This window comes from Ralstonia sp. Ralssp135 (genome assembly GCF_047304345.1).
Taxonomy (GTDB): domain Bacteria; phylum Pseudomonadota; class Gammaproteobacteria; order Burkholderiales; family Burkholderiaceae; genus Ralstonia; species Ralstonia chuxiongensis.
In genome coordinates this window covers 1-23466 of sequence record NZ_JBGLYZ010000013.1, presented here as the reverse complement: position 1 = coordinate 23466, position 23466 = coordinate 1, and the positions used below count along the sequence as shown (strand labels likewise).

The window sequence follows — 23466 nt, the reverse complement described above, 5'->3', positions numbered from 1 at the left end:
CTACAACGCGTGTTTTTACCCGTTTCAAGCAGCGTGTGAAGCACTCGGCGCGGCGTCCGTCTGCAGCAATGGAGTGGCCGCGGCGAAGGCCGCCAGATGCTCCAGCAACGTACGCACCTTGCGTGGCAACTGCTGCTGCGGCCACACCGCGTAGATGGGGCGTTGCGGTGTGCGCCATTCCGGCAGCAGGCGCACCAGCCGGCCTGCCTCCAGCGCCTGATGGCAGAGCGTGCGTGGACAGTACAGCAGGCCAAGGCCCGTTTCGGCCAGCGTCACGCCCAGTTCGATGTCGTTCAGGTCGCAGCGACCTTGAGGCTGCATTTCGATGGTTTCCGCGCCATCGGGCGACGTGAAGCGCCATGCCGAGAGCGGCGACGACACCAACAACCGATGCTGCTGCAGTTCATCTGGATGTGTCGGTGCGCCATGCTCGGCCACGTACGCGGGCGACGCCACCAACACCATCCCGATGACGCCCAGCCGGCGCTGCCGCAACTTCGGGTCGTCCTGCTGGCCGACGCGGATGGCAAGATCGGCGCCATGCCGCCACACGTCTTCATTGCGGTTGCTGAGCGACAACTCCAGGCGGATCTCCGGCCACGTCGCCATGAAGCTGGCATACGCGGGTGCGAGCAGCCCGCGCGATAGGTTCAGTGGCGCGAGCACGCGCAGGGTGCCCTTCACCTGGTTGAGATCGTCGTCGAGCGTGGCCGTGGTTTGCGCAAGCGCGGTCAGCAGCGGGCGGCATTGCTCGTAGTACAGCTGGCCTTCCGGCGTTGGTTTCAGGCTGCGGGCGCTGCGCAGCAGAAGCTGGCAACCCAGCGCTGTCTCGAGCTTCTGCAGACGCCGTGTCAGCGTGGCGGGCGGGAGGTTGGCGTGACGGGCGGCGGCCTGCAGGCTGCCGTGGTCCACGATGGAAACAAAGAGAGCCAAGTCGTCGAGCATGATTCCATTTTCGGAATTTAAGTTTCAATAAACGTCTATAGTTTCTTGAAACGCGGTTGTCTAGCATACCGTCAATCACATTTGATGGCTTGCAAGGAGAACCGCCATGTCGATGCCTGTTTCCACTCCCACACGTCTTCGTGTCATTTTTGCCTGGCTGATGTCCGGCCTGATGTCGTTGTTGATGACGGGCTGGATCGGCTGGATCAACGCCGGTATCAGCCCTGACTTTCTCGCCCGCTGGGCGCATGCCTTCGTGCTGGCCTGGCCGGCTGCCTTCACCATCGTGCTGATTGCCGCGCCGACGGTGCAGCGGTTGACGCAGCGTCTGGTGTTGCCCAGTCCCGTGCAACCCTGAAAAGAAAACAGCCCACCGGGAGGACGGTGGGCCGCAAGGTTGACAGCAGGAAAGACCGATTGAAACGGACGCCGGACTGACATCCCGTTGGGTCCGGCGATATGGCTGGTACAACACCCGACCCTTATCGTGGTGACGCTGATGTGCGTGGAGATCGCACTGCCCGATACCGGGTCGTGACCGGGCCATGGAGCGCACTTTAGTGGGTCGAGGCTTTCGGCAAACTTTCTTCCGGCAATGACTTGTCTCCGGACAATCCCTAGGGTCGGGGCGCTGCACACGCGCTGCTGGCGTCGCGCCACATGGCAGCCGGGGAGGGGGGGGCGGAAGCACAAGCTAAGCCAACGGTAGGAAAGCCGGCTGCCTGGCTGGCAGAATGCGCGAGCGTTGCCACCCATTCAGCCAACCATGCCCGCACCTTCCGACCTCCTGATTCGTCCCATCCACCAAGACGACTTCACTGCCTGGAAACCCCTCTGGGATGGCTACAACGCGTTTTACGGCCGCGCTGGCAAAACAGCCTTGCCCGACATCGTCACGCAGACCACCTGGCAGCGTTTCTTCGATGAAGCCGAGCCGGTCTATGCCATGGTTGCCGAGCGGAGGGGAGCATTGCTGGGCATCGTGCATTTCCTATTCCACCGCAGTACCACGCAAGTGCAGATGAACTGCTATCTGCAAGACCTTTTCACCGCCGAAGCTGCACGCGGGCAGGGCGTCGGTCGTGCGCTGATCGAGGCGGTCTATGGCCGCGCCGCAGAGGCAGGCTTGCCGCGCGTCTATTGGCAGACCCACGAAACGAACACCACGGCGATGAAGCTTTACGACACCGTGGCTGAGAAATCCGGCTTCGTTGTTTATCGCAAATTTCTGTAGGCCTGCGGTGCGGGAATCGTGCGTTCACGAAAGACCCCGTGCATTCCTGGTATCGGCGTGGCAGTCGGTCGGGCAGAGTGGGGGCGTGCTGCTGCGTTGTCAGCGCGGCAGCCTCCACTATTGCCACTGCAAAGGAGTTGCCGATGTCTGCCAATGAGATCCGCCCGCCGGTTCCGCCGTTCACCCTCGAATCTGCCACCGAAAAGGTGCGTCTGGCCGAAGACGGCTGGAACAGCCGCAACCCAGGGCGCGTCGCGCTCGCCTACACGCCGGATAGCCAGTGGCGCAACCGCGCCGAATTCGTCAATGGGCGCGAACAGATTGTCGAGTTCCTCACGCGCAAGTGGCGCAAGGAACTCGACTACCGGCTGATCAAGGAACTGTGGGCGTTTGGCGGCAACCGCATCGCCGTGCGCTTTGCGTATGAGTGGCACGATGATTCCGGCAACTGGTTCCGCTCATACGGCAACGAGAATTGGGAATTCGACGCACACGGCGTGATGCAGCGCCGTTATGCCTGCATCAATGACCTGCCGATCAAGGCGGATGAACGCAAGTTCTTCTGGCCGCTTGGGCGTCGCCCGGATGATCACCCCGGGTTGTCTGCGCTGGGTTTGTGACGCAGGTTGATTAAAGAAAACCGCCCGGTTTCGGCCGGGCGCTTTGCATTCAGCCGTGCAGTTGATCTAGCGCGCGTCGTCGCCAGGTCGACGGGCTATCGCCCGCGAGCCGCTTGAATACCGTCGAGAAATGCGCCTGGCTCTGAAAGCCAACCTCCAGCGCGATCTCAACCACCGAGGCATCTATTCGCGTCAGCAAGACCTTGGCGCGCTCGATGCGCCGATGCAAAAGATACGCGTGCGGGCGTACGCCCGTAGCGGCGCGGAACTGAGCAGCAAAGTGCATGCGCGTAAGGCCCGTCGCCCGTGCAACGTCTTCCAGCCGCACCGGGCGGCTGAGATTCTCTTCGATATAAGTCGTGGCCAGCCGCAGGCGCCACAGCGGCAGCGGCGAGAGCGCCGCTCGAGCAGGGCGGCATTCATCAGGAGTGGTGGGAAAAACGGAAGTCACGGTTTTATGAGACAGGTCTGTCTACATCATTGAGTAGACAGGTCTGTCTGTCAAGGCCATACTGAAACATTGCCTTCACGTTCATCAACATGGCCAAGACTGCCGAAACCCTCTCCGCCCGCGATCGCATCATGGAAACCGCCGAGCGGCTGTTCCTGCAGGAAGGTTTTCGTGCCACTGGCATCGACCGAATCATCGCCGAGTCTGGCGTGGCGAAGATGTCGCTGTACCGGCATTTCCCGTCAAAGAGCGATTTGATCGCAGCCTTCCTGGATGCGCGGCACGAGCGGTGGATGGCGTGGTTTCGTGAGGCGACGGAAGCGCGCCTTGCCAAGCGTGCTGACCTCGACGTGCTGGCGGACGTGTTGGCCACCTGGTTCGACACCGAAACGTATCGAGGTTGCGCGTTCATCAACCTCGTTGCCGAATCCGGTACGGAAACCGGTGATGCGCAGTTGGTGGAAAAGGCCGTTTTGCATAAGGCCGAGCTGGCGGCTTATCTGGCGGAGTTGGCGAAGCGTCTCGGCTATCCGCGCCCGAAGGCCATCGCCGAAGAAGCGCTGCTGTGCGTGGAGGGGATGATCGTGCGCTACCAGATGACCGGCGAGCGCTCGGTCGTCGATGCCGGCCGACGTCTGCTGGCGCGCCTGCGCTAAGTCGATACCCCAAGCGTTTGTCGGCTGCCTGGCCGACGTGTGACGTGGCCTTCCTTTTTGGAAACCATAGGGTAATCCCGCATCTGCGATTTCGAAGACGCGGTCTATAGTTGCACCTGTGTTCCAGATATTAACAGACGTTTCATAGGTAAAACAAGCGAAACGTGATGGAGTCGACAGAAATGCAACCGCAATACAACCCAGACCTCGCTCCGTGGGAGCCGATTTCTCCGAATAACGTCGCTGGCAAGGGCCGTGTCGAGCGCCCGGGTCACGTCGCCAATCTGGTGTGGCAAACGCGCGCGACTGAGCCGACAGCCTATGAAAACCAGTTAGCCGATTCGCTGGAAGCGGCATTCCTGGGTGGCGCACAAACGCCGGCCGACATCGTGGCCGTACTGAACGAGCGCGGCCCGCGCAATGTCGCCGGCGGTGAGACCTGGACGGAAGACACGTTCCTGGCCGAGATGCGCCGCCTGGGCGCCTGAGCCGGGCTGGCTCCAACACGATTCGACGCCGCGCCGCCCGCAGAGGCGTCCGGCTCAACCCCATCAGAAGAGGCAAGCAATGGAAGGCAACAAGGAAGCACAGAAGGAAGCGCGCATCAACACCGGTCTGCGCAACTACTGGTATCCGGTGGCGGCGTCGTGGAATGTGAAGAATGCGCCGGTCGGCATTACGCGCCTGAGTCAGAACATCGTGCTGTGGCGTGATACCGCTGGCCAGGTGCATGCGCTGGAAGACCGCTGCCCGCACCGCGGCGCGCGCCTGTCGATGGGCTGGAACCTGGGCGACCACGTGGCTTGCTGGTACCACGGCGTTGAGGTGAACGGCCAGGGTACGGTGACGAGCGTGCCCGCCGTTGATGCGTGCCCCATGGAAGGCAAGACCTGCGTGCGCAGCTATCCGGTGCAGGAACGTGCCGGCGCCATCTTCCTGTGGTTTGGCGACAAGGCCCCGTCCGAGTTCGACGACGCTGTCGGCACGCTGCGCTTGCCTGAAGAGCTGACCAGCGACGAGCACAGCCACTTCCTCTGCTTCGCGCATTGGAACGTCAACTACCGCTATGCCATCGACAACGTCATGGACCCGATGCACGGTGCGTATTTGCACGCCGTGTCGCACTCGATGGCCAGCGGCGAGAAGAAGGCCGTGATGGAAGTGGTGGAAACCGATCACGGGATCATGTTCCAGAAGACCGGCCAGCGCGGCGTGAATTTCGATTGGACCGAGTTTGGCGAGACCGGCACGATGTGGCTGCGCCTGTCGATTCCGTATCAACCGAAGGTTGGCCCTGGAGGCCCATTCACCATCATCGGCATCGTGACGCCGGTGGATGAAGAACACTGCATCGTCTACTTCTGGCGCACGCGCCACGTGCAGGGCTGGCAGCGCGACGTGTGGCGCTTCCTGTATCGCAACCGCCTGGAAGGTCTGCACTGGGATGTGCTGGAGCAGGACCGCGTGGTGCTCGAATCGATGGCCCCCGAGGCGCGCGATCACGAGACGCTGTATCAGCACGACATTGGCATCACGCGTATCCGCCGCGTGCTGGCACGCCGCGCTGCTGCCGAATTGGCCGATGCGCCGGTCGCCATGCTCAAGCCCGTTCCCACGGAAGTTCAACATGCCTGAGCGCAATCCAACTGCGGGGCTGCTGGCTGGCCGCAAGGTGCTCGTGACGGGCGCTGCGCGCGGGTTGGGGCTGGCGTTTGCCAAGTCGATTGCCGAGGCGGGTGGCGCGGTTGCGCTGGCCGACATTCTTGGCGAACGCGTGCAGGAAGAGGCTGTGGCACTACGCGCGGCGGGCTTCGACGCACATGGCTTTGTGCTTGATCTTGGCGATCCGGCTTCGGTTCAGGCGTGCGCCGTGGCGGCCACGCAGGCACTGGGCGGGCTCGATGGCCTCGTCAACAACGCGGCCATCACCAACTCGGGCGGGCGCGACGCATTGTCGATCGACGTTGACACCTGGGATCGCGTGATGAACGTCAACGTGCGCGGCACGTGGCTGATGACGACAGCCTGCCTGCCTGCACTCAAGGCATCGGGCCGAGGCGCGATCGTCAACTTGTCGTCGGACACACCGCTGTGGGGCGCGCCGAATCTGTTGGCTTACGTGGCCAGCAAGAGCGCTGTCATCGGCATGACCAAGTCCCTGGCGCGGGAATGCGGCGCAGACGGCATCACGGTCAACGCCATCGCGCCGGGTCTGACGCTGGTGGAAGCCACCGAATACGTGCCGGCACACCGCCATGCGCTGTACCGCGACCAGCGCGCCATCTCGCGCGATCAGCTGCCCGACGACGTGTGCGGTGCCGTGCTGTTCGCGCTGTCCGATCTTTCCCGATTCGTGACGGGCCAGACGCTGGCCGTCAACGGCGGTTTTGTCATGCAGTAATGCATCCACACTCCATTCAGAAGAGGTATTCGATGAGCGATCTCTCCGAACAACAGCAAGTGCAACGCACGTGGGACCGCCCGGAAGGCGCGTCGTTTGAAGACTGGATGAACAGCCGCGTGGCGCGTTTCTCCACCCGCCGCTACGACTGGGATGCCCTCAAGTTCCAGGCCGACTACGACCCGAAATACCGCCGTGCGCAAATGCGCTACCTCGGCACGGGCGGCACGGGCGTGGCGGCCGACACCAACACCGTGCCGGCGGAGCACTTCACGTTTTCGACCATGGTCATTCCGGCCGGTCACGAGGGGCCGTCGCACCTCCACACCGATGTGGAAGAGGTGTTCTTCGTCATTCGCGGCAAGCTCAAGCTTGTGCTGGAGAAGGACGGCGAACGCTACGAGACCATCCTCACCGATCGCGACCTCGTTTCGGTGCCGCCCGGCGTGTACCGCGAAGAAATCAACATCGGCGATGAAGATGCGCTGATGTGCGTGATGCTGGGTGCCAAGAAACCGATCACGCCGACGTACCCGCCCGAGCATCCGCTCGCCAAGATCAAGCGTTGATGCCATGAGCGTGCAGGCTGTCATGTCCTCCCATCCGTTCCGTGTTGCTGACGCACTGGCCGCGCTCGGCGGGGTGTTTGCCGAACACACCGTCGCGATCAATGTGCGCGGCGATCGCATCGGCTATCGACAATGGGGCGAGCGCGGGCCGGTGGTGGTGCTGTTGCACGGCATCAGCTCCAGCGCCGCGTCATGGCTGCCTTGTGCCCAGGTTCTTTCGCAAACCATGCGCGTGCTGGCATGGGATGCACCGGGCTACGGCAATTCCACGCCGCTTGAACAGGCTACGCCGCACGCCGCCGACTATGCGGTGCAGTTGCGGGCATGGCTGGCTGCGCTGCATGCGACGCCCGATGTGATCGTGGGTCATTCGTTGGGTGCGTTGATGGCATCAGCGTATGTGGCCGACGCGCCAACGACGATGCAGCCGAAGCACCTGCTGCTGCTGAACCCCGCGCAGGGCTACGGCCAGCCGGGGCAGGAAGACAAGTCGCTGGCCGTGCAAGCGCAGCGTCTTGCAACGCTGGACCAGCTCGGCATCGACGGCATGGCGGAGTCGCGCCACGCGCACCTGCTGCGCCCGAATGCCACCGATGAAGAGCGTGCCTGGGTACGCTGGAACATGAAGCGCCTCAACGATGGCGGTTACCGCCAGGCCGTGGCGATGCTCAGCCGCGACGACATCAGCGCCTACCTGAGCAAGCGCCCCGCATCGACGCCGGCACAAATCGCTTGCGGCGATGTGGATGGCATCACGCCGCCGCAGGGCTGCGAAGCCCTGGCCAAGACGTTTGGTCTGCCGTTTGCACTTGTGCCGTCTGCGGGGCATGCCTCCTATATCGATGCGCCTGACGCTGTCGCAGGCTTGGTCGAACAAGCCGTTCTCTCCCAATCTCAAAACGCCTAAGCGCCAAGACGTATGAGCAACGACCTCATTCCAGAAGACGTGCAGGAAAAGTACATCGTGCCGGGCCTCGAACGCGGCCTGCGCCTCCTGTGCGAATTCAGCCACAAAGACCGCGTCTTGTCGGCGCCGGAGCTGGCACGCCGGCTGAAGGTGCCGCGTTCGACGGTATTTCGCCTGCTGACGACGCTCGAAGTGATGGGCTTCATCGAGCGCGTGGACGGCGGTCGCGATTTCCGTCTCGGCATGGCGGTGCTGCGCCTGGGCTTTGAGTATCTCGCCTCGCTGGAACTGACCGAGTTGGGCCGTCCGCTGCTCGATCGCTTGCGTGACGACATTCACTATCCGTGCAACCTCGTCGTGCGAGATGGCCGCTCGATCGTCTACGTGGCGAAGTCGGTCGCTCCCACGCCGTTCACCAGCTCGGTGAATGTGGGCACGCGCCTGCCGGCACATGCCACGGTGCTGGGTCGTGTGCTGCTGGCAGACCTGTCGCTGGCGGAGTTGCGCCAGCTTTATCCGGAGCCCCAGCTGGAGGTGTTCTCCGCCAACACGCCGCGCACGGTGGAAGAGCTGTTCGAGATGGTCCAGCGCGACCGCGAACACGGCTACGTGCTGCAGGAAGGCTTCTTCGAAGCGAACATCTCGACGATTGCTGCGCCGGTGCTGGACCGCGCAGGCAAGGTGGTGGCGGCGCTCGGCACGACCATTCCGTCGCCGCGCATTGAGCCCGCACAACTCGATCTGATGATCGACAAGGTGCGCGCCGCTGCTGGCGAGCTGTCTTACCTGCTGGACTACCGCCCCGTCAGCGGCAAGGTCGTCAACCTGTTCCGGGAATGACCATGCCGATGATCGATCTGACCGGCAAGACCGCTGTCGTGACCGGAGGCTCCTCCGGCATCGGCCTGGCCACCGTTGAACTGCTGCTGGAAGCCGGCGCCGCCGTGGCGCTGTGCGGCCGCAACGCCGAACGTCTTGCGCAAGCCGAACAAGGCCTGCGCAGCCGCTTCCCGAGCGCCAGGCTGTTTGCCGCAACGTGCGACGTGCTCGACGCCGCGCAGACGGCTGCGTTTGCCGATGCCGTGGAGCAGGCGCTCGGCCCCGTCGACATGCTGGTCAACAACGCCGGCCAGGGCCGCGTCTCGACGTTCGCCGATACCGACGATGCCGGGTGGACGCAGGAGCTGCATCTCAAGTTCTTCTCCGTGATTCATCCCACGCGCGCTTTCATGCCGCAACTGGAGCGCTCGGAGCACGGCGCGATCGTCTGCGTGAATTCGTTGCTGGCGCAGCAGCCCGAGCCGCACATGGTGGCCACCTCGGCCGCGCGTGCGGGTGTGCTCAACCTGGTGCGCTCGATGGCGACTGAATTTGCACCGAAGGGCGTGCGTGTCAACGGCATCCTGATCGGGCTGGTGGAGTCCGGCCAATGGCGCCGCCGCTTCGAGGCTCGCTCCGAAGAAGATCGCCATCTCGACTGGGCCGCTTGGACGCGCCGCCTGGCCGCGCAAAAACATATTCCCCTTGGACGCCTGGGCCTGCCGGAAGAAGCAGCCCGCGCCATTCTGTTCCTTGCCTCGCCGTTGTCTTCGTACACCACGGGCAGCCACATCGATATCTCCGGAGGACACTCCCGTCATGCTTAATAGACAACAACAGGAACCACAACTGGTCACGGTGGGCCACGCGATTGCAGCCTTCCTGGAGGCTTGCGAGGTCAAGGCCGCTTTTGGCGTCATCTCGATCCACAACATGCCCATCCTGGATGCGATGGGCGAGCGCGGCAAGATCCGCTTCATCATGGCGCGCGGCGAAGCGGGCGGCACCAACATGGCCGATGCCTATGCCCGTACCACGGGCAGCCTGGGCGTTTGCCTGACCAGCACCGGCACCGCGGCTGGCAATGCGGCGGGCGCCATGGTGGAAGCACTGACCGCAGGCACGCCGTTGCTGCACATCACGGGCCAGATCGAAACGCCGTACCTGGATCAAAGCCTCGCGTACATCCACGAAGCGCCGGACCAGCTCACGATGCTCAAAGCCGTTTCCAAGGCGGCCTTCCGCGTGCGCAGTGCCGACACCGCCATCAGCACGATGAAGCTGGCTGTGCAGACCGCGCTCACGGCCCCGGCCGGCCCGGTGAGCGTGGAGATCCCCATCGATATTCAAGCCGCGCTGATCCCGATGCCGGACGATCTGCGCCCGCTGCAGGTGCCGCAGCATGTGCCGTCGGCCCACGCGCTGGACGAACTCGCTGAGCGCCTGTCGCGCGCACGCCGTCCGATGCTGTGGCTGGGCGGTGGCGCCCGCCACGCTGCGAAGCAGGTCAAGCGCCTGATGGATCTGGGCTTTGGCGTGGTCACCAGCACGCAGGGCCGCGGCATCGTGCCGGAGGATGATCCTCGCTCGCTGGGCGCATTCAACCTGCACAAGCCGGTCGAAGCGTTCTATCAGACGTGCGACGCAATGGTCGTGGTTGGCTCGCGCTTGCGCGGCAACGAGACGCTCAAGTACGAACTGAAGCTGCCGCGTCCGCTGTACCGCATTGATGCAGATGCGTCGGCAGAAGGCCGTTGCTACGCCAGCGACTATTTCGTATGCGGCGATTCGGCCCTCGCGCTGGATGGCCTGGCGGATCGACTGGAAAAGAAGATGCAGATCGATGCGGCATTCGCCACCGACCTGCGCGCGGCCCACGAGACGGCGGTGCGCGGGCTGATCGATGGCCTCGGGCCGTACGCAAAGCTGGTGGATGCGTTGCAAGCCGCAGTTGGCCGCGAGTTCAATTGGGTGCGCGATGTGACGGTGTCGAACAGCACGTGGGGCAATCGTCAGCTGCGTATTTTTGATTCGCGTGCTGGCGTCCATGCGCTAGGTGGTGGTATCGGCCAGGGTTTGGCGATGGGCATTGGCGCGGCCATCGGTTCGGCAACCACTGGATCGGGCAAGACCACGTTCTGTCTGGCCGGTGATGGCGGCTTCATCCTGAACCTGGGTGAGCTGGCGACCGCTGTGCAGGAGCGCGCCAACCTCGTCATCGTGCTGATGAACGACAAGGGCTATGGCGTCATCAAGAACATCCAGGACGCGCAGTACGGCGGCCGCCGCCACTACGTGGATCTGCACACGCCGGACTACGCGGCACTCGCGCAGTCGCTGCAGTTGCGTCATCGCCGCGTATCGGATCTGGCCGACGTGGGCAGCGCGTTGACCGAAGCCACCAGCGGCGAAGGGCCGTTCCTGATGGAGATCGACATGCTCTCCATCGGCAGCTTCAAGACCATCTTTGCGGGCCCGCCCGTCAATCAGCAGGCCAAGGATGGCCAGGGCGAACGCGCCGCCGAGCGTACGACGGTGGTGGCGTGAACCTGCGATCGAGCCAATTCAAGGAGCCGGACATGCTGCATGTATCGATGGTCGGGTGCGGAGCGATCGGGCAGGGCGTTCTGGAATTGCTCAAGAGCGATCCGGATGTCTGCTTTGACGTCGTGATCGTGCCCGAGCACGCGATGGACAAGGCGCGCGAGGCCATCGCACCGTTCGCGCCGAATGCGCGTGTCACGACGCATCTGTCGGCCGACGCGCATCCTGATCTGCTGGTCGAATGCGCTGGCCACGACGCGCTTGAGGAGCATGTGCTGCCGGCGTTGGAGCAGGGCATTGATTGCCTGGTGGTATCGGTGGGCGCGCTGTCCGAACCGGGTGTGGCTGAACGGCTGGAGGCAGCGGCACGGCGTGGCAACGCGCAGGTGCAGTTGCTGTCGGGCGCTATTGGCGCCATCGATGCACTGGCCGCCGCGCGCGTCGGCGGGCTGGATGCCGTGACCTACACCGGCCGAAAGCCGCCGCGCGCCTGGAAGGACACGCCGGCCGAGCAGCAGTTTGACCTGGATGCGCTGCGCGAGCCGACCGTGATCTTCGAAGGCAACGCTCGCGAAGCTGCACGCCTGTTCCCGAAGAATGCCAACGTGGCTGCCACGTTGTCGTTGGCGGGCTTGGGGCTGGAGCACACGCACGTCAAGCTGCTGGCCGATCCGACGGTGGACGAGAACATCCATCACGTTGAGGCGCGCGGCGCCTTTGGCGGCTTCGAGCTGACGATGCGCGGTAAGCCGCTCGCGGCCAACCCTAAGACTTCTGCGCTGACGGTGTTCAGCGTGGTGCGTGCGCTGGGCAACCGCGCGCACGCCGTTTCGATTTAAGCGAGGCCATTGCGCCATGACTGTCTCTACCCTTAACGCAACCGCAACGTCCTTGCTGCCCATTTGCATCGCAGGCGAATGGCGCCTCGGCACTGGAGAGCGCTATGTCACGCGCTATCCGGCCACGGGCGAGGTGGTGGCTGAACTCAACGCTGCCAGCGTCGCCGATGTGGAAGAGGCTGTGGCTGGTGCCTACCGCGCCTTCCTCTCCAGCGGTTGGGCGCAGCGCAAGCCGCACGAACGTGCGGCCGTTCTGTACCGCGTAGCCGAACTGATCCGCTCGCGCAGCGAAGCGCTGGCCCAACGCCAGCGCCTGGACAACGGCAAGCCGATCAACGAGACGCGCGCCCTGGTGGCAAGCGCTGCGGCCACGTTCCAGTTCTTCGGTGCCGCGTGCGAGACGCTGGAGGAATCGCTCACGCCGGCGCGTGGCGACTGCCTGACGATGAGCGTGCATGAGCCCATGGGCGTGGTGGCCGCCATCACGCCATGGAATTCTCCGATTGCCAGCGAAGCGCAGAAGATGGCGCCCGCGCTGGCCGCAGGCAACGCCGTCGTCGTCAAACCGGCCGAAGTCACGCCGCTGATGGCGCTGGAACTGGCCGCCATTTGCGAAGAGGCGGGCGTGCCCAAGGGCATGATCAGCGTGCTGCCCGGCAAGGGCTCCGTCATTGGCGACGCGATCACGAAGCATCCGCTGGTGCGTCGCGTGTCGTTCACGGGCGGCACGAACACCGGCCGCCACATCGCGCACATTGCGGCCGACAAGATGATGCCGGTGTCGCTCGAACTCGGTGGAAAGTCTCCGACGATGGTGTTTGAGGATGCTGATCTCGACCACGCGGTCAATGGCGTGCTGTACGGCATTTTCAGCTCGTCGGGCGAGTCATGCATCGCAGGGTCGCGCTTGTTTGTGGCGCGTTCCTTGTACGAGCCGTTCATGGATCGCCTAGCCGCTGCTGCGGCACGCCTGCGTGTCGGCAATCCGGCCGATGAATCCACGCAGATGGGCCCGCTGATTACGGATCGCCACCGCGAGACCATCGAGTCGTACGTGGCGATGGGCGTGCAAGAGGGCGGCCACCTGCGCACGGGCGGCTTGCGCCCGGAGATCTCCGGCTGTGAATCGGGCTACTTCTACACGCCGACCATCATCGAAGGCCTTACCAACAGCGCACGCATTTGCCAGGAAGAGATCTTCGGCCCCGTGCTCGTTGCCATGCCGTTCGATGATGAAGACGAACTGATCGAACAAGCCAACGACAGCGTGTACGCACTGGCCGCCGGCATCTGGACACGCGATTACAAGCGCGCGTGGCGTATTGGCCGCGCGGTGCAGGCCGGCAACGTGTGGATCAACACGTACAAGCAGTTCTCGATCTCGACGCCGTTTGGTGGCTGGCGCGACAGTGGCCTGGGCCGTGAGAAGGGCCGCCTCGGCATCCTGCAATACATGGAGCAGAAGAGCCTCTACTGGGGCTTGAACGAACAACCGCTGGCCTGGGCCAACGCCAACTGAAGCTGAAGCAAACACCCAGACCACAGGAGATCAAGATGAACACGATTCGAGGCATCGACGAAATCGTCTACGGTGCCGACGACCTCGCCGCCTGCAAGCAGTTTTTCCTGGATTGGGGCCTTGCCCTGCAATCGGAAGACGCCGGCGGCCTGCTGTTCGAAACGCTCAACGGCTGCCGCGTGCGCGTCAAGCGCACCGACGATGCCTCGCTGCCCCCCGCCATGGAAGCCGGCCCGACGCTGCGCGAAGTGATCTGGGGCGCCGATTCGCAAGCAGTGCTCGACCGCCTGGTCGACAAGCTGGCCGATCAGCCAGGCTACGTCCACGCCGACGGCCGCGTTGGTTGCACCGACCCGAACGGCCTAGCAGTGCGTGTGCAGCTGACCACCAAGCGCGATATCGACGTGCAATGCGCTGAGATGAACACTTGGACGGACAAGCCGCGCCGCAATCAACCCAGCCCGATCTACGAACGTGCCATGCCCATTGAAGTGGGTCACGTGGTGTTCTTCGTGAAAGACGTGGTTGCCACCGAGCGCTTTTACATCGAGAAGCTCGGCTTTGTGCCGTCCGACCACTACCCCGGCCGCGGTGCGTTCCTGCGCTGCGAGCCGGAGGGTGGCCACCACGATCTGTTCCTGCTGCAAACGCCGCAGGCCAAGAGCGGGCTCAACCACGTCGCTTTTACTGTGCGCGACATCCATGAAGTGTTCGGCGGTGGCATGCATGTGTCGCGCTGTGGCTGGGACACGCAACTGGGCCCGGGGCGACACCCGATTTCGTCGGCGTACTTCTGGTACTTCAAGAACCCCGCCGGCGGCCTGATCGAGTATTACGCCGATGAAGACCAGCTCGACGCCGACTGGCAGCCGCGCGACTTCGAACCCGGTCCGACCGTGTTTGCCGAATGGGCCATTGACGGTGGCATTGACGGCAACACACGTCGGCAGAAAAACGTCGTCGGCCCGGAAGGCAAGTTCCTGACGGAAAAGCGCTGAAACGTTGCAGAGAGAAGTGCTATGAATTCCCCCCTCAACCTGCGCGTGCATGCCATGCGCTACGAAGCCCAAGGCATCGTGAGCGTGGAGCTGCGCGATGTCGACGGCAAGACCTTGCCTGAGTACGCCCCGGGCGCGCATATCGAACTGCATCTTGGCAACGGGCTGGTGCGCAGTTATTCGCTGTGCGGTGCGCCGGAGGTGCGTGATCGCTACGTGGTCGGCGTGCTGCTCGACCGCAACAGCCGCGGCGGCTCGCGCTATGTGCACGAGCAGTTGCGCGTGGGCTCGACGCTCAAGATCGGCGGCCCGCGCAATCACTTCGAGCTGGACGAAGCCGCGCCCCGCACGGTGCTGGTCGCGGGTGGCATTGGGGTGACGCCCATCGTCTGCATGGCGCGCCGTCTGGCCGAGCAAGGCAAGACGTTCTCGATGCTGTACTGCGCCCGGTCGCGTGCCGAAGCCGCCTTTGCCGAAGAGTTGGCCGCGCATGGCGATGCGGTGCGCTTCCACTTGGATGCGGAAGCAGGCGGCCCGCCCGATCTGAAAGCGCTGCTCGCAGGACATCCGGCCGACACGCATTTCTATTGCTGCGGCCCTGGGCCGATGCTGCGGGCTTTCGAGGCCGCTTGCGAGGCACTCGGCTACACCAACGTCCATATCGAACGCTTTGCGGCAGATCCCGGTGTGGAGTCGGTGCAGGAAGGGGAGTACCAAGTCAAGCTTGCGCGCAACGGTGCTGAGCTGTGCGTACCGGCAGGCAAGTCGCTGCTCGACGCGCTGCTCGAGATTGGCGTCGAGGTGGAACACAGCTGCAAGGAAGGCGTGTGCGGCTCGTGCGAAACGCGCGTGCTGGAAGGCGAGCCCGACCACCGTGACAGCGTGCTCTCCAAGAGCGAGCGCGCATCGAACCAAACGATGATGGTTTGCGTATCCGGCTGCAAGGGCAAGCGCCTGGTGATTGATCTGTAAGCGCAGGATGGTTTAGGCGCCGGCCTGACCAGCCGCGCCCTCTTTTTTTTTCGCCCTGTTTTTCTTTTAAACGACGTTTCGTATACGAAACAAAGCAAGAACCACAACCAGCTCGTCCACCAAGACGGCGATAACAACTGGCGGGGCGGACACCTCGTCCAGTGGAGGAAACAGCAAATGAAGACAACTTTGTTCGCCCTTGCGGCGATGAGCTTGGCTGGCACGGCGGCGGCCCAGAGCAACGTGACGCTGTACGGCAGCATTGATGAAGGCGTGGCCTACATCAATAGCCTCAAGAGCGGCGCCGCCAGCGGCTCGGCCTTGCGCATGGACCCCGGCACCATGCAGCCGGACCGCTTCGGCCTGCGCGGCTCGGAAGATCTTGGCGGTGGTACGCAGGCCATCTTCCAGCTGGAGTCGGGTTTTCTGGGTGACACCGGCAACAGCGTGGTCGCCGGCAAGCTGTTCAACCGGGCGGCGTGGGTGGGCCTCACCAACGATCGCCTGGGCAATATCCAGCTCGGCCACCAGGCGGACTTCATGTTCGATTACCTCGGCCGCCTGAGTAACGGCTTCCAGCTCACCAACTTCTACCTGTTCCACCCCGGCAACTTCGACAACCTGGCCAACCAGTTCCAGATCGACAACGCTGTGCGCTACGTATCGCCGATCTTCGGCGGGCTGCAGCTGGGCGGCATGTATGGTTTTGGCGAGGTACCGGGTTCGCCGTCGAAGAGCCGCAGCTACAGCCTGGGTGCGTACTACACCAACGGCGGTTTCCGTGCAGCAGCGGCCTATACCGCATCCAATGACCGCGCGCTGGACATCGCAGGCCGCCTGGGAATCACGAACACGCTGGGCACGACGCTGGTACCGGGCGTGATGACGCCGATGAGCTCGGTCAAGTCGTTTGGTACCGGCGCGCTGTATCAGTTCAGCAGCCTGCCGGTCCAGATCAACGTTGTCTACACGCAAACGCGCATCACGCTGGGCGGCGCCAATGCTCGCGCACAGAACGTCGACCTGGGCACGGCATGGCATTACAGCGCCGCCAACACGCTCAACGTGGGCTATACCTTCAGCAAGTACGAGGGGGCGCGTTGGAACCAGTTCAGCCTGGGCAATGTGTATGCGTTCTCCAAGCGCACGCAGGTGTACGTTCAGGGTACCTACCAGCGTGCCGCCGGCGACGCGAAGTCCGCTGCCATCAACGGCGTCGGTGTGGCGGCGCAGCGCAACCAGCTCGTTGTCAGCACCGGCGTGCATCACTCGTTCTGACGTCCTGCCCCCACGCGCGCCACTGGGCAGCGACCAAGTGGCGCATCAACTTCCTCTGGAAGGAGCTTCACATGAAGCCAGGTGTTTTGATTGACAACGGAATTGACCACGATGGGCCGCTGGGCGCGATGAGCCTGGGCAAGATCGTTGCCCGCATCGAGCGGCTCAAGAGCAACGGCATGCACGTGCGCGCGCGTCTGCTGATCGGGCTTGCGACGTTCTTCGATGGTTTTGACGTGATCGTCATCGCGGCTACGCTGCCGCTGCTGATTGCGCAATGGCATCTGAGCCCTGCGCAGATTGCTTTTGTGATTGGCGCGCCCGGCATCGGTCAGTTGATCGGTGCGCTGGTGTTCCCCATGCTTGCCGAGCGGTTCGGTCGCGTGCGCATGATCGGCTATAGCGCAGGCATTATCGGCTTGATGAGCCTCCTGTGCGGCTTGGCGCCCAGCTTTGCCTTATTTGCGGCACTGCGTATCGTGCAGGGCGTGGGCCTGGGAGGCGAACTGCCCGTGGCGGCCACATACATCAACGAAGTCACGCGCGCACATGGCCGCGGGCGCTTCGTGCTGCTCTATGAGGTGGTGTTTCCGATTGGTCTGCTGGTGTCCAACGCGCTGGGCGCATGGCTGGTACCGCATTTCGGCTGGGAGGTGATGTACTTCCTCGGCGGCATTCCGCTGGTGCTGTTCTTCACGCTGCCCAAGGCCGTGCCGGAGTCCCCGCGCTGGCTGGCGACCAATGGCCGGATGGCCGAGGCGGACGCAGCGCAGGCTCGCTTTGAAGCCAAATCGAAGGAACCGTTGCCTCCGCTGGGCGATACCTCGGCATTCGAGCAGATGTCGCATCGCCACCCGAAGCGCGGTATGCGCGATCTGTTCGGCCCCGTGTACATCAAGCGCACCGTGGTCGTGGCCATGCTGTGGGCGACGTGCGGTTTCATCCAGTATGGTCTGTCGACATGGCTGCCGACGGTCTACAAGACGATCTATCACGCACCGCTGCAACTGGCGCTCAACCTGGCGGCGCTCGCTTCAGTGCTGGGTGTGATCGGCTCGTTGGTCTGCGCGATGATCGTCGACAAGGTGGGCCGCAAGCCGGTGATGGTGGTGTCGTTCGTACTGTGCGGTGTCTCGCTGGCGCTGGCCGGGCTGCTGCACGAGCAGTCGCTGTATGTGGTGGCGGGGTTGTGCTCGTTGGCGCTGGGGTTGATGGCGTGCGGTTTCATCACCGCATATGTCTATACGCCGGAGCTTTACCCGACCAACATCCGCGCGATCGGTTGCGGCATGGGCGGCGCGTGGCTGAAGATTGCGGCCATCTTTTCGCCAATGCTGATCGGTTCGACCATCGGCTCGGGCAATGTCAGCAATGCGTTCTTACTGCTGGCCCTGGTCCCTATACTGGCCGCGATCACCATCTACTTCCTCGGCATCGAAACCAAGGGGAAAGTGCTGGAGCAACTTGAGCTGTAAGCCGAGGCTGTCGACGGTCGCAAAAACGGGTGGGTTGCGCTCACCTAGGCACGCCCCCCCGTTTTGCTTCAGGCGATGGTGTGATTCGCCATTAGTTCCAGCGCGCGCACCATGGCCGAGTGGTCCCATGCCTTGCCACCATTGGCGGCGCACACATTGAAAAGCTGCTGTGCAGCGGCGGTGTTCGGCAGGGCGATGCCAAGCTTGCGAGCGCCTTCCAACGCGAGGTTCAGATCTTTCTGGTGCAGCTCGATGCGAAAGCCCGGATCAAACGTCCGCTTGATCATGCGTTCGCCATGTACTTCGAGAATGCGCGAGGAGGCAAAGCCCCCCATCAACGCCTCGCGCACACGTGCCGGATCGGCCCCGGCCTTGGAGGCGAACAGCAGCGCTTCGCCTACCGCCTCGATGGTCAATGCCACGATGATCTGGTTGGCCACCTTGCAGGTCTGACCAGCACCGGAGTCACCCACGTGCGTGATGTTCTTGCCCATCAAGGCGAACAGCGGTTTGGCACGCTCGAACGCGGCTGCTTTGCCGCCAACCATGATCGTGAGTGTCGCATCGCGTGCACCGACTTCACCGCCTGAAACGGGCGCATCGAGGTAATCGGCGCCCAGCGCTTCAACGCGCTTTGCAAAGGCCTGCGTTTCAATCGGCGAGATCGAACTCATGTCGATGAAGAGCTTGCCTGCAGCCAAGCCCTGCGCAACACCCTCTTCGCCAAACAGCACATCGGCTACGTCCGGTGTGTCCGGCGCCATGGCGATAACGATGTCCGCGGCTTGCGCCACCGCCGTTGAGCTGGCGACAACCGTGGTGCGCGAACGCAGATCTTCCGGCACAGAATGCTTGCCGCTGACGATCAGGGTGTGGTCGCCCTTGAGCAGGTTGCGGGCCATGTGAGCGCCCATGATGCCAAGACCAATGAATCCGATGGTAGCCATGATGTTCTTCCGAAGGCGTCTGTGTGATGTGGATGGGGGGGCGTGCGTCACGCCGCAGCGCGTCTCACAAGCGTAGATCGACGCACTGATGAAGACTAGCCGGCGCCGTCATGCTGTGCGCTCCAAGATGCATTAGAGCCGCGCCCGGCGGGCGTTTGCGACGCGCGAGGCCCATACGGAGATGAGACCCGGAAAATAAGGGCCGAGAAGCGTCATTGCTCGTGCAATGGTTTTGGAGACCCCTCTCCTAGACTGAAAACGTGCCGATAAGACAGCATCGGGGCAGGCAGAGAGGGGAGGGGATATGTCCACCACAGCCACCGCAGCAGCCAACTGGATCGTCGTCCTGACATGCGCGTACATGGAGTACAGCACGTGGCGGGGTATCAGCGTCTACCGCCGCACGGTCGGCTATGAAAGCGTGGTGTGGTGCTGACTAACGCACCGCAGGCTTGGGCAGCAACCTTCGGATGAGATCGCCATGTGCCGAATACTTTGCCAGCAGCGCGCCATCGTCGGCCAGTTCGAACTCGCTGAACTCGAACCCCGGCGCGACGGTGCAGCCGACCAGCGCATAGCCATGTTCACCCGGCACGCGCTCGGCCGCAAACCAGCAGCCTGCCGGAACCACCGCCTGGTACACCGCCATCGCGTCGTCGGGCGCATTGCCCAGACGATGCGTGCTCACCGTACCGTCGTCCTCCAACACATGCACATTGAGTGAGTCCCCCGCATGGAAGTGCCACAACTCGTCCGACTGGATCCGATGCCAGGCGGAATATGCATCATCCGCCAAGAGGTAATAGATGGCGGTGGCAGCCGCACGTTCGACGGGCGGGATGCCGCGCTGGATGCGTTCCTCACTGCGATAGGTTTCGCGATAGAAGCCGCCTTCCGGGTGCGGTTCGAGACCGAGGCGGGCGATGAGGTGCTGAGCAGCGGCGGCGGGAGGCATGATGAAAAACCTTCGACTCAGTTCTGCTGACGTCGGAACGGAAAGCGCTGCTGGTTGACGAAGCCGTCGGGCATGTAGTCACCTACTACGCCGTACTTCTCTGGGAAAGCCTTTTTCGATTTGACTGCGGTACCGAACAGGTAATCGATGAAGGCGAAGTGCGCGGCGTAGTTCTTGTCGATCGCTTCGTCTTCCGACGAGTGGTGCCAATGATGGAAATCCGGCGTCACGAAGATGTACTTCAACGGCCCCCACGGCAAATGCACATTGGCGTGATTGAACACCGCCTGGAAGCCCACGATGATGATGTAGACATCGACCACGGCTTTGTCGAATCCCAGCACGAACAGCGGTCCCAGCACTGCCACTCGCGTGACGATCAGTTCAAGAATGTGCTGACGCGAGCCGGCCAGCCAGTCCATGGTCTTCACGCTGTGATGCACGGCATGGAAGCGCCAGAGGAACGGCACCTCGTGATACGCGCGGTGCGTGACGTACTCCATCAGGTCGGCCACGAGCATGCACAGCAGCAGCTGTGGAATGAACCAGATGTGCTGGACCATTTGCTGGAAGTCCGCATGGACCATCCATCCGAACACGCGGTGGATCACGAAGTTCACCACCAGCAGCACCAGCCCCACGATGAAGTGGTTCACTGCAAAGTGCGCCATATCGGTCTGCCATTCCGCCCGGAACACCGGCTGCTTCTTGTAGAGCGGGAATAGCTTCTCAAGCAGCACGAAAATCGCCGTCGAACCCAGCAGGTCGAGAATGAACCAATCCATGCCGATGTACGGCGTGTGATCCGGAAAATCGCCAACCGGCACGCGCGAGCCGCCCAGCGCAACGGCAACCACCACAAACAGGAACGCCAAGCCGTTCAGGCGACGGCGGTTATCCAGCACGATATTCGCCAGCGATAACCCGCCCGAGATCAGCAGAGAGACAAACAGAATCTGCCGAATCACATCCACTGAATACGCGCGCCGCAATTCGGGCGTCGTCAGATACTGGGGAAAGTGAAACGCCAGTACGCCCAGCAGGCACAGAAAGCTCAGCACCAACGCCAGGATGGTGCCGATCATGCCCCGGCCGAACTTCAGGCCGCCGTTGGCATGCAGCAGTGCATTGGCATCGCGGATCGTCGCGTCGGCCACGCGGACGATGGCGGGGTGGTGTTCCTCTTCAGGCAGTGGCGCTAAAGGCTTTTGGGACGCATCCATGGATCTGACTCGCAGTATTGTTTTGTTTTATTAACAATGCGATTAACAAAGGAATATTGGCTCTGATTCGCATTGCTACGCGATTATACGGACCGGTTTCGTGTATTCAACGGCGCAATTGCTCAGCGTATAAATGATTTGCGATTGCCGCGCTTACTCCCTGCGCGTCAGCGTCAGGAGGCTGCATCTGCAACGTTGGATGCGCACCGCATGGCGTTGCCTTTCCGCGCAAGGCCATGCATTGTGAGGCCCGCGCCTGATGGGCGACCGACGATACAAGACTAGAAGGGGAGCAACCATGTCAGAAGGATTTCACGTGCACGGCGCGCATGACCACGCGCTCGAGCATGCGGCAGAAAGCGGCCACGCCGACAGCTTTGCCGGGCGTATCGCCGTCATGACGGCGATTCTTTCGACAGCCGGCGCTGTCTTCGGTTACCAAGGCGGCGCCACGCAAAACGCTGCGCTACTCGCCAAGAACGAAGCTGCCATCCATAAGACCGAGGCCGCCAACCGCTGGGCCTACTATCAGGCCAAAGGCCAGAAGCAGGCCATCGCCGAGTTGACCGCTCAGCTGCCCGGCACCGATCAGGCCGCCGCCAAGCGCGAAGCCCAGCGCTACGCCGCCGAGAAAGAAGACATTCGCCGTCAGGCTGAAGACCAAGAGCGTCTGGCAAAAGAGGCCGATGACGCGAGCGAGCTTGCCGTGCACCATCATCACCGGTGGGCGCAAGCGGTGGTCGCCATTCAGGTGTCGATCGCGCTGGCAGCCATTACATTGCTCTCGCGCCGGCGCTGGATGCAGGTGCTTTCGTACGGTGTTGGCGCTGTCGGTGGTGTCGTGGCAGTGCTGGCGCTATTTCATATCTGACAGCGTTACGACGTCGGTCGTTGGGGCTGTTGGGTGCCGATATACCCAGCCTCCCGCAGAACGGCGCGCTTGCAGGAGGCATTCGCCTCCATGGATCTGGAGCAAACACCATGGGATTTGGAATGTGGATGCGGCGCGCGTTAGCGATTGCAGGCTTGTTGGCTAGCGCCTGCGCCTTGGCGGCCGGCCCAGCCGTCGAGCCGGGCGAATACGTCTACATCCTGGGCGGTAGCGCGAGCGGCACGATGGCGGTCAAGGGCAGCAGCTTCAATATCGCCACCGTCGGCGGGAACTGCCACACGTGCGCGATTGAAGGGACGTTCCAGGGCCGCGTCGGCATCGAGAAAGACGAGGGCAAGTGCCGCATCGCCGTATCGGGTAATAAGGATGCGCTCAAGCTGGATTCCTCCGCCACCGCCGAGGCGTGCCGAGATTTCTGCGGCATGCGCGCTATGTTTGATGGTGACTACCGCCGTGCCCCGGCCGCCTGCACAGACCGCCAGCGCCAGGCCCGCATCGGCCAGGCCCACAAGCAATATGCCGCCAAGGATTACGATGCAGCCCGCACAACGCTGCGTTCGCTGCTCTCCGATTGCGATCCCTTCATGGATTGGATTGAGCGCGACAAGGCCCGCAGTGATCTTGCCGTAACTGAATACCATCGCGGTGACAACACCCAGTGTCTGGCTGTGCTGTCTGAGACGACTGCCGTCAAAGCACAGAAGGACGCATCACTGTTCCTGCCGCCGTGCGACGCTGACAACTACGCATCGACCAGCAAGGCGATTCTCTACAACCAGGGGCTGTGCAAGGCACCGATCAAGCATTGATGCCAATGGCTTCTCTATAAGTAAGAAGGGCGTTCCGGGGCCAATGGCCTTTCCATCCATGTCGCCGGCAGGCCTGGTGAGGCGTTCGGCGGCCTCTCAACCCCGCCATACCGTGTGGCCACATTGCGTAGTGGGCAGGTAACTAGCAAGATTTTTGCGGGTGCCTCACAAAAAGAGCTTGCCAGCTGCGCATCCGCACATTAGTATTCGCCCCTCGCTGCAAAACACAGCGCCGAAACGCAGGTTGAGGCGGTGGAGTTTGGTGGTGGAGAAGCAAGGTTGGAGCGGGTTTGCGGTCGATTGGGTGGTTGGCGATTGGCGGTGGACTGAGTGGTGGTTGGCAGCGAGTTGATGATAAAAATTCTTCGACGAGTTGTTGACAGCGACGAAAAAGCTCTGCATAATCTCGTTTC

27 protein-coding genes are annotated in these 23466 nt (G+C 62.8%); 21 read left to right on the top strand and 6 right to left on the bottom strand.

What is annotated here, in order from left to right:
• Positions 1-24 precede the first annotated feature (24 nt).
• Positions 25-945 (bottom strand): LysR family transcriptional regulator, encoded by a 921-nt coding sequence (locus ACCD03_RS11470; RefSeq protein ID WP_413411602.1) that lies wholly within the window; start codon positions 943-945, stop codon positions 25-27.
• Between the two features lie 106 nt (positions 946-1051).
• Here ACCD03_RS11470 and ACCD03_RS11465 point away from each other — a divergent pair, with 106 nt between their 5' ends.
• The 3 genes from ACCD03_RS11465 to ACCD03_RS11455 all read left to right on the top strand — a co-directional run bounded on the left by ACCD03_RS11465 (position 1052) and on the right by ACCD03_RS11455 (position 2799).
• The gene (locus ACCD03_RS11465; RefSeq protein ID WP_253542616.1) at positions 1052-1303 is read left to right on the top strand and encodes a DUF2798 domain-containing protein; all 252 of its coding nucleotides are present in this window, start codon (positions 1052-1054) and stop codon (positions 1301-1303) included.
• Positions 1304-1711: 408 nt separating this feature from the next.
• Positions 1712-2179, top strand: coding sequence for a GNAT family N-acetyltransferase (locus ACCD03_RS11460; protein ID WP_045206539.1), 468 nt, complete (start codon positions 1712-1714; stop codon positions 2177-2179).
• 143 nt (positions 2180-2322) lie between these two features.
• Positions 2323-2799, top strand: coding sequence for a DUF1348 family protein (locus tag ACCD03_RS11455; RefSeq protein ID WP_253542619.1), 477 nt, complete (start codon positions 2323-2325; stop codon positions 2797-2799).
• A 49-nt stretch (positions 2800-2848) separates the two neighbouring features.
• Here ACCD03_RS11455 and ACCD03_RS11450 read toward each other — a convergent pair whose 3' ends face one another.
• A complete protein-coding gene (locus tag ACCD03_RS11450; RefSeq protein ID WP_253542622.1) occupies positions 2849-3250 on the bottom strand; it encodes a helix-turn-helix domain-containing protein in 402 nt (133 codons plus the stop codon).
• 89 nt (positions 3251-3339) lie between these two features.
• On the opposite strand from ACCD03_RS11450, the gene ACCD03_RS11445 reads away from it, so the two are divergent.
• The 15 genes from ACCD03_RS11445 to ACCD03_RS11375 all read left to right on the top strand — a co-directional run bounded on the left by ACCD03_RS11445 (position 3340) and on the right by ACCD03_RS11375 (position 18227).
• On the top strand, positions 3340-3906 hold the full coding sequence (locus ACCD03_RS11445) for a TetR/AcrR family transcriptional regulator (RefSeq protein ID WP_413411600.1): 567 nt from the start codon (positions 3340-3342) through the stop codon (positions 3904-3906).
• A 182-nt stretch (positions 3907-4088) separates the two neighbouring features.
• Positions 4089-4394: a recombinase-like helix-turn-helix domain-containing protein gene (locus tag ACCD03_RS11440; RefSeq protein WP_045206546.1), complete on the top strand. Its 306-nt coding sequence runs from the start codon at positions 4089-4091 to the stop codon at positions 4392-4394.
• Between the two features lie 79 nt (positions 4395-4473).
• Positions 4474-5541: a Rieske 2Fe-2S domain-containing protein gene (locus ACCD03_RS11435; RefSeq protein WP_413411599.1), complete on the top strand. Its 1068-nt coding sequence runs from the start codon at positions 4474-4476 to the stop codon at positions 5539-5541.
• Positions 5534-6307, top strand: coding sequence for an SDR family oxidoreductase (locus ACCD03_RS11430; RefSeq protein ID WP_413411598.1), 774 nt, complete (start codon positions 5534-5536; stop codon positions 6305-6307). Before ACCD03_RS11435 ends, ACCD03_RS11430 begins: the two co-directional genes overlap by 8 nt.
• A gap of 32 nt (positions 6308-6339) precedes the next feature.
• A complete protein-coding gene (locus ACCD03_RS11425; protein WP_253542638.1) occupies positions 6340-6876 on the top strand; it encodes a cupin domain-containing protein in 537 nt (178 codons plus the stop codon).
• A gap of 4 nt (positions 6877-6880) precedes the next feature.
• Positions 6881-7783 (top strand): alpha/beta fold hydrolase, encoded by a 903-nt coding sequence (locus ACCD03_RS11420; RefSeq protein WP_413411597.1) that lies wholly within the window; start codon positions 6881-6883, stop codon positions 7781-7783.
• A gap of 12 nt (positions 7784-7795) precedes the next feature.
• Positions 7796-8623, top strand: a complete 828-nt coding sequence (locus ACCD03_RS11415; protein ID WP_045206558.1) for an IclR family transcriptional regulator — start codon at positions 7796-7798, stop codon at positions 8621-8623.
• A 2-nt stretch (positions 8624-8625) separates the two neighbouring features.
• The gene (locus ACCD03_RS11410) at positions 8626-9429 is read left to right on the top strand and encodes an SDR family oxidoreductase (RefSeq protein WP_413411596.1); all 804 of its coding nucleotides are present in this window, start codon (positions 8626-8628) and stop codon (positions 9427-9429) included.
• Positions 9422-11149, top strand: a complete 1728-nt coding sequence (locus tag ACCD03_RS11405) for a thiamine pyrophosphate-binding protein (RefSeq protein WP_413411595.1) — start codon at positions 9422-9424, stop codon at positions 11147-11149. Before ACCD03_RS11410 ends, ACCD03_RS11405 begins: the two co-directional genes overlap by 8 nt.
• Positions 11150-11181: 32 nt before the next feature.
• Complete coding sequence (locus tag ACCD03_RS11400) at positions 11182-11985, top strand: aspartate dehydrogenase (RefSeq protein ID WP_413411593.1); 804 nt, start codon at positions 11182-11184, stop codon at positions 11983-11985.
• Between the two features lie 16 nt (positions 11986-12001).
• Entirely contained in the window at positions 12002-13504 is a 1503-nt protein-coding gene (locus ACCD03_RS11395) for an aldehyde dehydrogenase (protein WP_316678135.1), read from the top strand.
• A 35-nt stretch (positions 13505-13539) separates the two neighbouring features.
• Positions 13540-14502, top strand: a complete 963-nt coding sequence (locus ACCD03_RS11390) for a VOC family protein (RefSeq protein ID WP_413411592.1) — start codon at positions 13540-13542, stop codon at positions 14500-14502.
• Positions 14503-14523: 21 nt separating this feature from the next.
• Entirely contained in the window at positions 14524-15474 is a 951-nt protein-coding gene (locus tag ACCD03_RS11385; protein ID WP_413411591.1) for a PDR/VanB family oxidoreductase, read from the top strand.
• 177 nt (positions 15475-15651) lie between these two features.
• Entirely contained in the window at positions 15652-16752 is a 1101-nt protein-coding gene (locus ACCD03_RS11380) for a porin (RefSeq protein ID WP_413411589.1), read from the top strand.
• A gap of 71 nt (positions 16753-16823) precedes the next feature.
• Positions 16824-18227, top strand: a complete 1404-nt coding sequence (locus ACCD03_RS11375) for an MFS transporter (RefSeq protein WP_253542662.1) — start codon at positions 16824-16826, stop codon at positions 18225-18227.
• 68 nt (positions 18228-18295) lie between these two features.
• Here ACCD03_RS11375 and ACCD03_RS11370 read toward each other — a convergent pair whose 3' ends face one another.
• Positions 18296-19174 carry a 2-hydroxy-3-oxopropionate reductase gene (locus ACCD03_RS11370; RefSeq protein ID WP_325648800.1) on the bottom strand — a complete coding sequence of 293 codons (879 nt, stop codon included), beginning with the start codon at positions 19172-19174 and terminating at the stop codon, positions 18296-18298.
• 304 nt (positions 19175-19478) lie between these two features.
• Here ACCD03_RS11370 and ACCD03_RS11365 point away from each other — a divergent pair, with 304 nt between their 5' ends.
• A complete protein-coding gene (locus ACCD03_RS11365; RefSeq protein ID WP_260804153.1) occupies positions 19479-19610 on the top strand; it encodes a hypothetical protein in 132 nt (43 codons plus the stop codon).
• On the opposite strand, the gene ACCD03_RS11360 is transcribed toward ACCD03_RS11365, so the two are convergent.
• Positions 19611-20129, bottom strand: coding sequence for a cupin domain-containing protein (locus ACCD03_RS11360; protein WP_325648798.1), 519 nt, complete (start codon positions 20127-20129; stop codon positions 19611-19613).
• Between the two features lie 17 nt (positions 20130-20146).
• The gene (locus ACCD03_RS11355; RefSeq protein WP_045206582.1) at positions 20147-21352 is read right to left on the bottom strand and encodes a sterol desaturase family protein; all 1206 of its coding nucleotides are present in this window, start codon (positions 21350-21352) and stop codon (positions 20147-20149) included.
• Positions 21353-21650: 298 nt separating this feature from the next.
• Between ACCD03_RS11355 and ACCD03_RS11350 the strand changes: the two genes are divergently transcribed.
• Both ACCD03_RS11350 and ACCD03_RS11345 read left to right on the top strand, forming a co-directional pair.
• The gene (locus ACCD03_RS11350) at positions 21651-22223 is read left to right on the top strand and encodes a DUF4337 domain-containing protein (protein WP_024979208.1); all 573 of its coding nucleotides are present in this window, start codon (positions 21651-21653) and stop codon (positions 22221-22223) included.
• Positions 22224-22351: 128 nt separating this feature from the next.
• Positions 22352-23053, top strand: coding sequence for a hypothetical protein (locus tag ACCD03_RS11345; RefSeq protein WP_325648931.1), 702 nt, complete (start codon positions 22352-22354; stop codon positions 23051-23053).
• 165 nt (positions 23054-23218) lie between these two features.
• Here ACCD03_RS11345 and ACCD03_RS11340 read toward each other — a convergent pair.
• On the bottom strand, positions 23219-23466 hold a 248-nt coding region (locus ACCD03_RS11340; protein WP_413411588.1), incomplete at its 5' end, for a hypothetical protein.

Coding starts and splice junctions, on each gene's coding strand:
- ACCD03_RS11470 (WP_413411602.1), bottom strand. CDS start 945: ATGCTCGACGACTTGGCTCTCTTTGTTTCCATCGTGGACCACGGCAGC.
- ACCD03_RS11465 (WP_253542616.1), top strand. CDS start 1,052: ATGTCGATGCCTGTTTCCACTCCCACACGTCTTCGTGTCATTTTTGCC.
- ACCD03_RS11460 (WP_045206539.1), top strand. CDS start 1,712: ATGCCCGCACCTTCCGACCTCCTGATTCGTCCCATCCACCAAGACGAC.
- ACCD03_RS11455 (WP_253542619.1), top strand. CDS start 2,323: ATGTCTGCCAATGAGATCCGCCCGCCGGTTCCGCCGTTCACCCTCGAA.
- ACCD03_RS11445 (WP_413411600.1), top strand. CDS start 3,340: ATGGCCAAGACTGCCGAAACCCTCTCCGCCCGCGATCGCATCATGGAA.
- ACCD03_RS11440 (WP_045206546.1), top strand. CDS start 4,089: ATGCAACCGCAATACAACCCAGACCTCGCTCCGTGGGAGCCGATTTCT.
- ACCD03_RS11435 (WP_413411599.1), top strand. CDS start 4,474: ATGGAAGGCAACAAGGAAGCACAGAAGGAAGCGCGCATCAACACCGGT.
- ACCD03_RS11430 (WP_413411598.1), top strand. CDS start 5,534: ATGCCTGAGCGCAATCCAACTGCGGGGCTGCTGGCTGGCCGCAAGGTG.
- ACCD03_RS11425 (WP_253542638.1), top strand. CDS start 6,340: ATGAGCGATCTCTCCGAACAACAGCAAGTGCAACGCACGTGGGACCGC.
- ACCD03_RS11420 (WP_413411597.1), top strand. CDS start 6,881: ATGAGCGTGCAGGCTGTCATGTCCTCCCATCCGTTCCGTGTTGCTGAC.
- ACCD03_RS11415 (WP_045206558.1), top strand. CDS start 7,796: ATGAGCAACGACCTCATTCCAGAAGACGTGCAGGAAAAGTACATCGTG.
- ACCD03_RS11410 (WP_413411596.1), top strand. CDS start 8,626: ATGCCGATGATCGATCTGACCGGCAAGACCGCTGTCGTGACCGGAGGC.
- ACCD03_RS11405 (WP_413411595.1), top strand. CDS start 9,422: ATGCTTAATAGACAACAACAGGAACCACAACTGGTCACGGTGGGCCAC.
- ACCD03_RS11400 (WP_413411593.1), top strand. CDS start 11,182: ATGCTGCATGTATCGATGGTCGGGTGCGGAGCGATCGGGCAGGGCGTT.
- ACCD03_RS11395 (WP_316678135.1), top strand. CDS start 12,002: ATGACTGTCTCTACCCTTAACGCAACCGCAACGTCCTTGCTGCCCATT.
- ACCD03_RS11390 (WP_413411592.1), top strand. CDS start 13,540: ATGAACACGATTCGAGGCATCGACGAAATCGTCTACGGTGCCGACGAC.
- ACCD03_RS11385 (WP_413411591.1), top strand. CDS start 14,524: ATGAATTCCCCCCTCAACCTGCGCGTGCATGCCATGCGCTACGAAGCC.
- ACCD03_RS11380 (WP_413411589.1), top strand. CDS start 15,652: ATGAAGACAACTTTGTTCGCCCTTGCGGCGATGAGCTTGGCTGGCACG.
- ACCD03_RS11375 (WP_253542662.1), top strand. CDS start 16,824: ATGAAGCCAGGTGTTTTGATTGACAACGGAATTGACCACGATGGGCCG.
- ACCD03_RS11370 (WP_325648800.1), bottom strand. CDS start 19,174: ATGGCTACCATCGGATTCATTGGTCTTGGCATCATGGGCGCTCACATG.
- ACCD03_RS11365 (WP_260804153.1), top strand. CDS start 19,479: ATGTCCACCACAGCCACCGCAGCAGCCAACTGGATCGTCGTCCTGACA.
- ACCD03_RS11360 (WP_325648798.1), bottom strand. CDS start 20,129: ATGCCTCCCGCCGCCGCTGCTCAGCACCTCATCGCCCGCCTCGGTCTC.
- ACCD03_RS11355 (WP_045206582.1), bottom strand. CDS start 21,352: ATGGATGCGTCCCAAAAGCCTTTAGCGCCACTGCCTGAAGAGGAACAC.
- ACCD03_RS11350 (WP_024979208.1), top strand. CDS start 21,651: ATGTCAGAAGGATTTCACGTGCACGGCGCGCATGACCACGCGCTCGAG.
- ACCD03_RS11345 (WP_325648931.1), top strand. CDS start 22,352: ATGCGGCGCGCGTTAGCGATTGCAGGCTTGTTGGCTAGCGCCTGCGCC.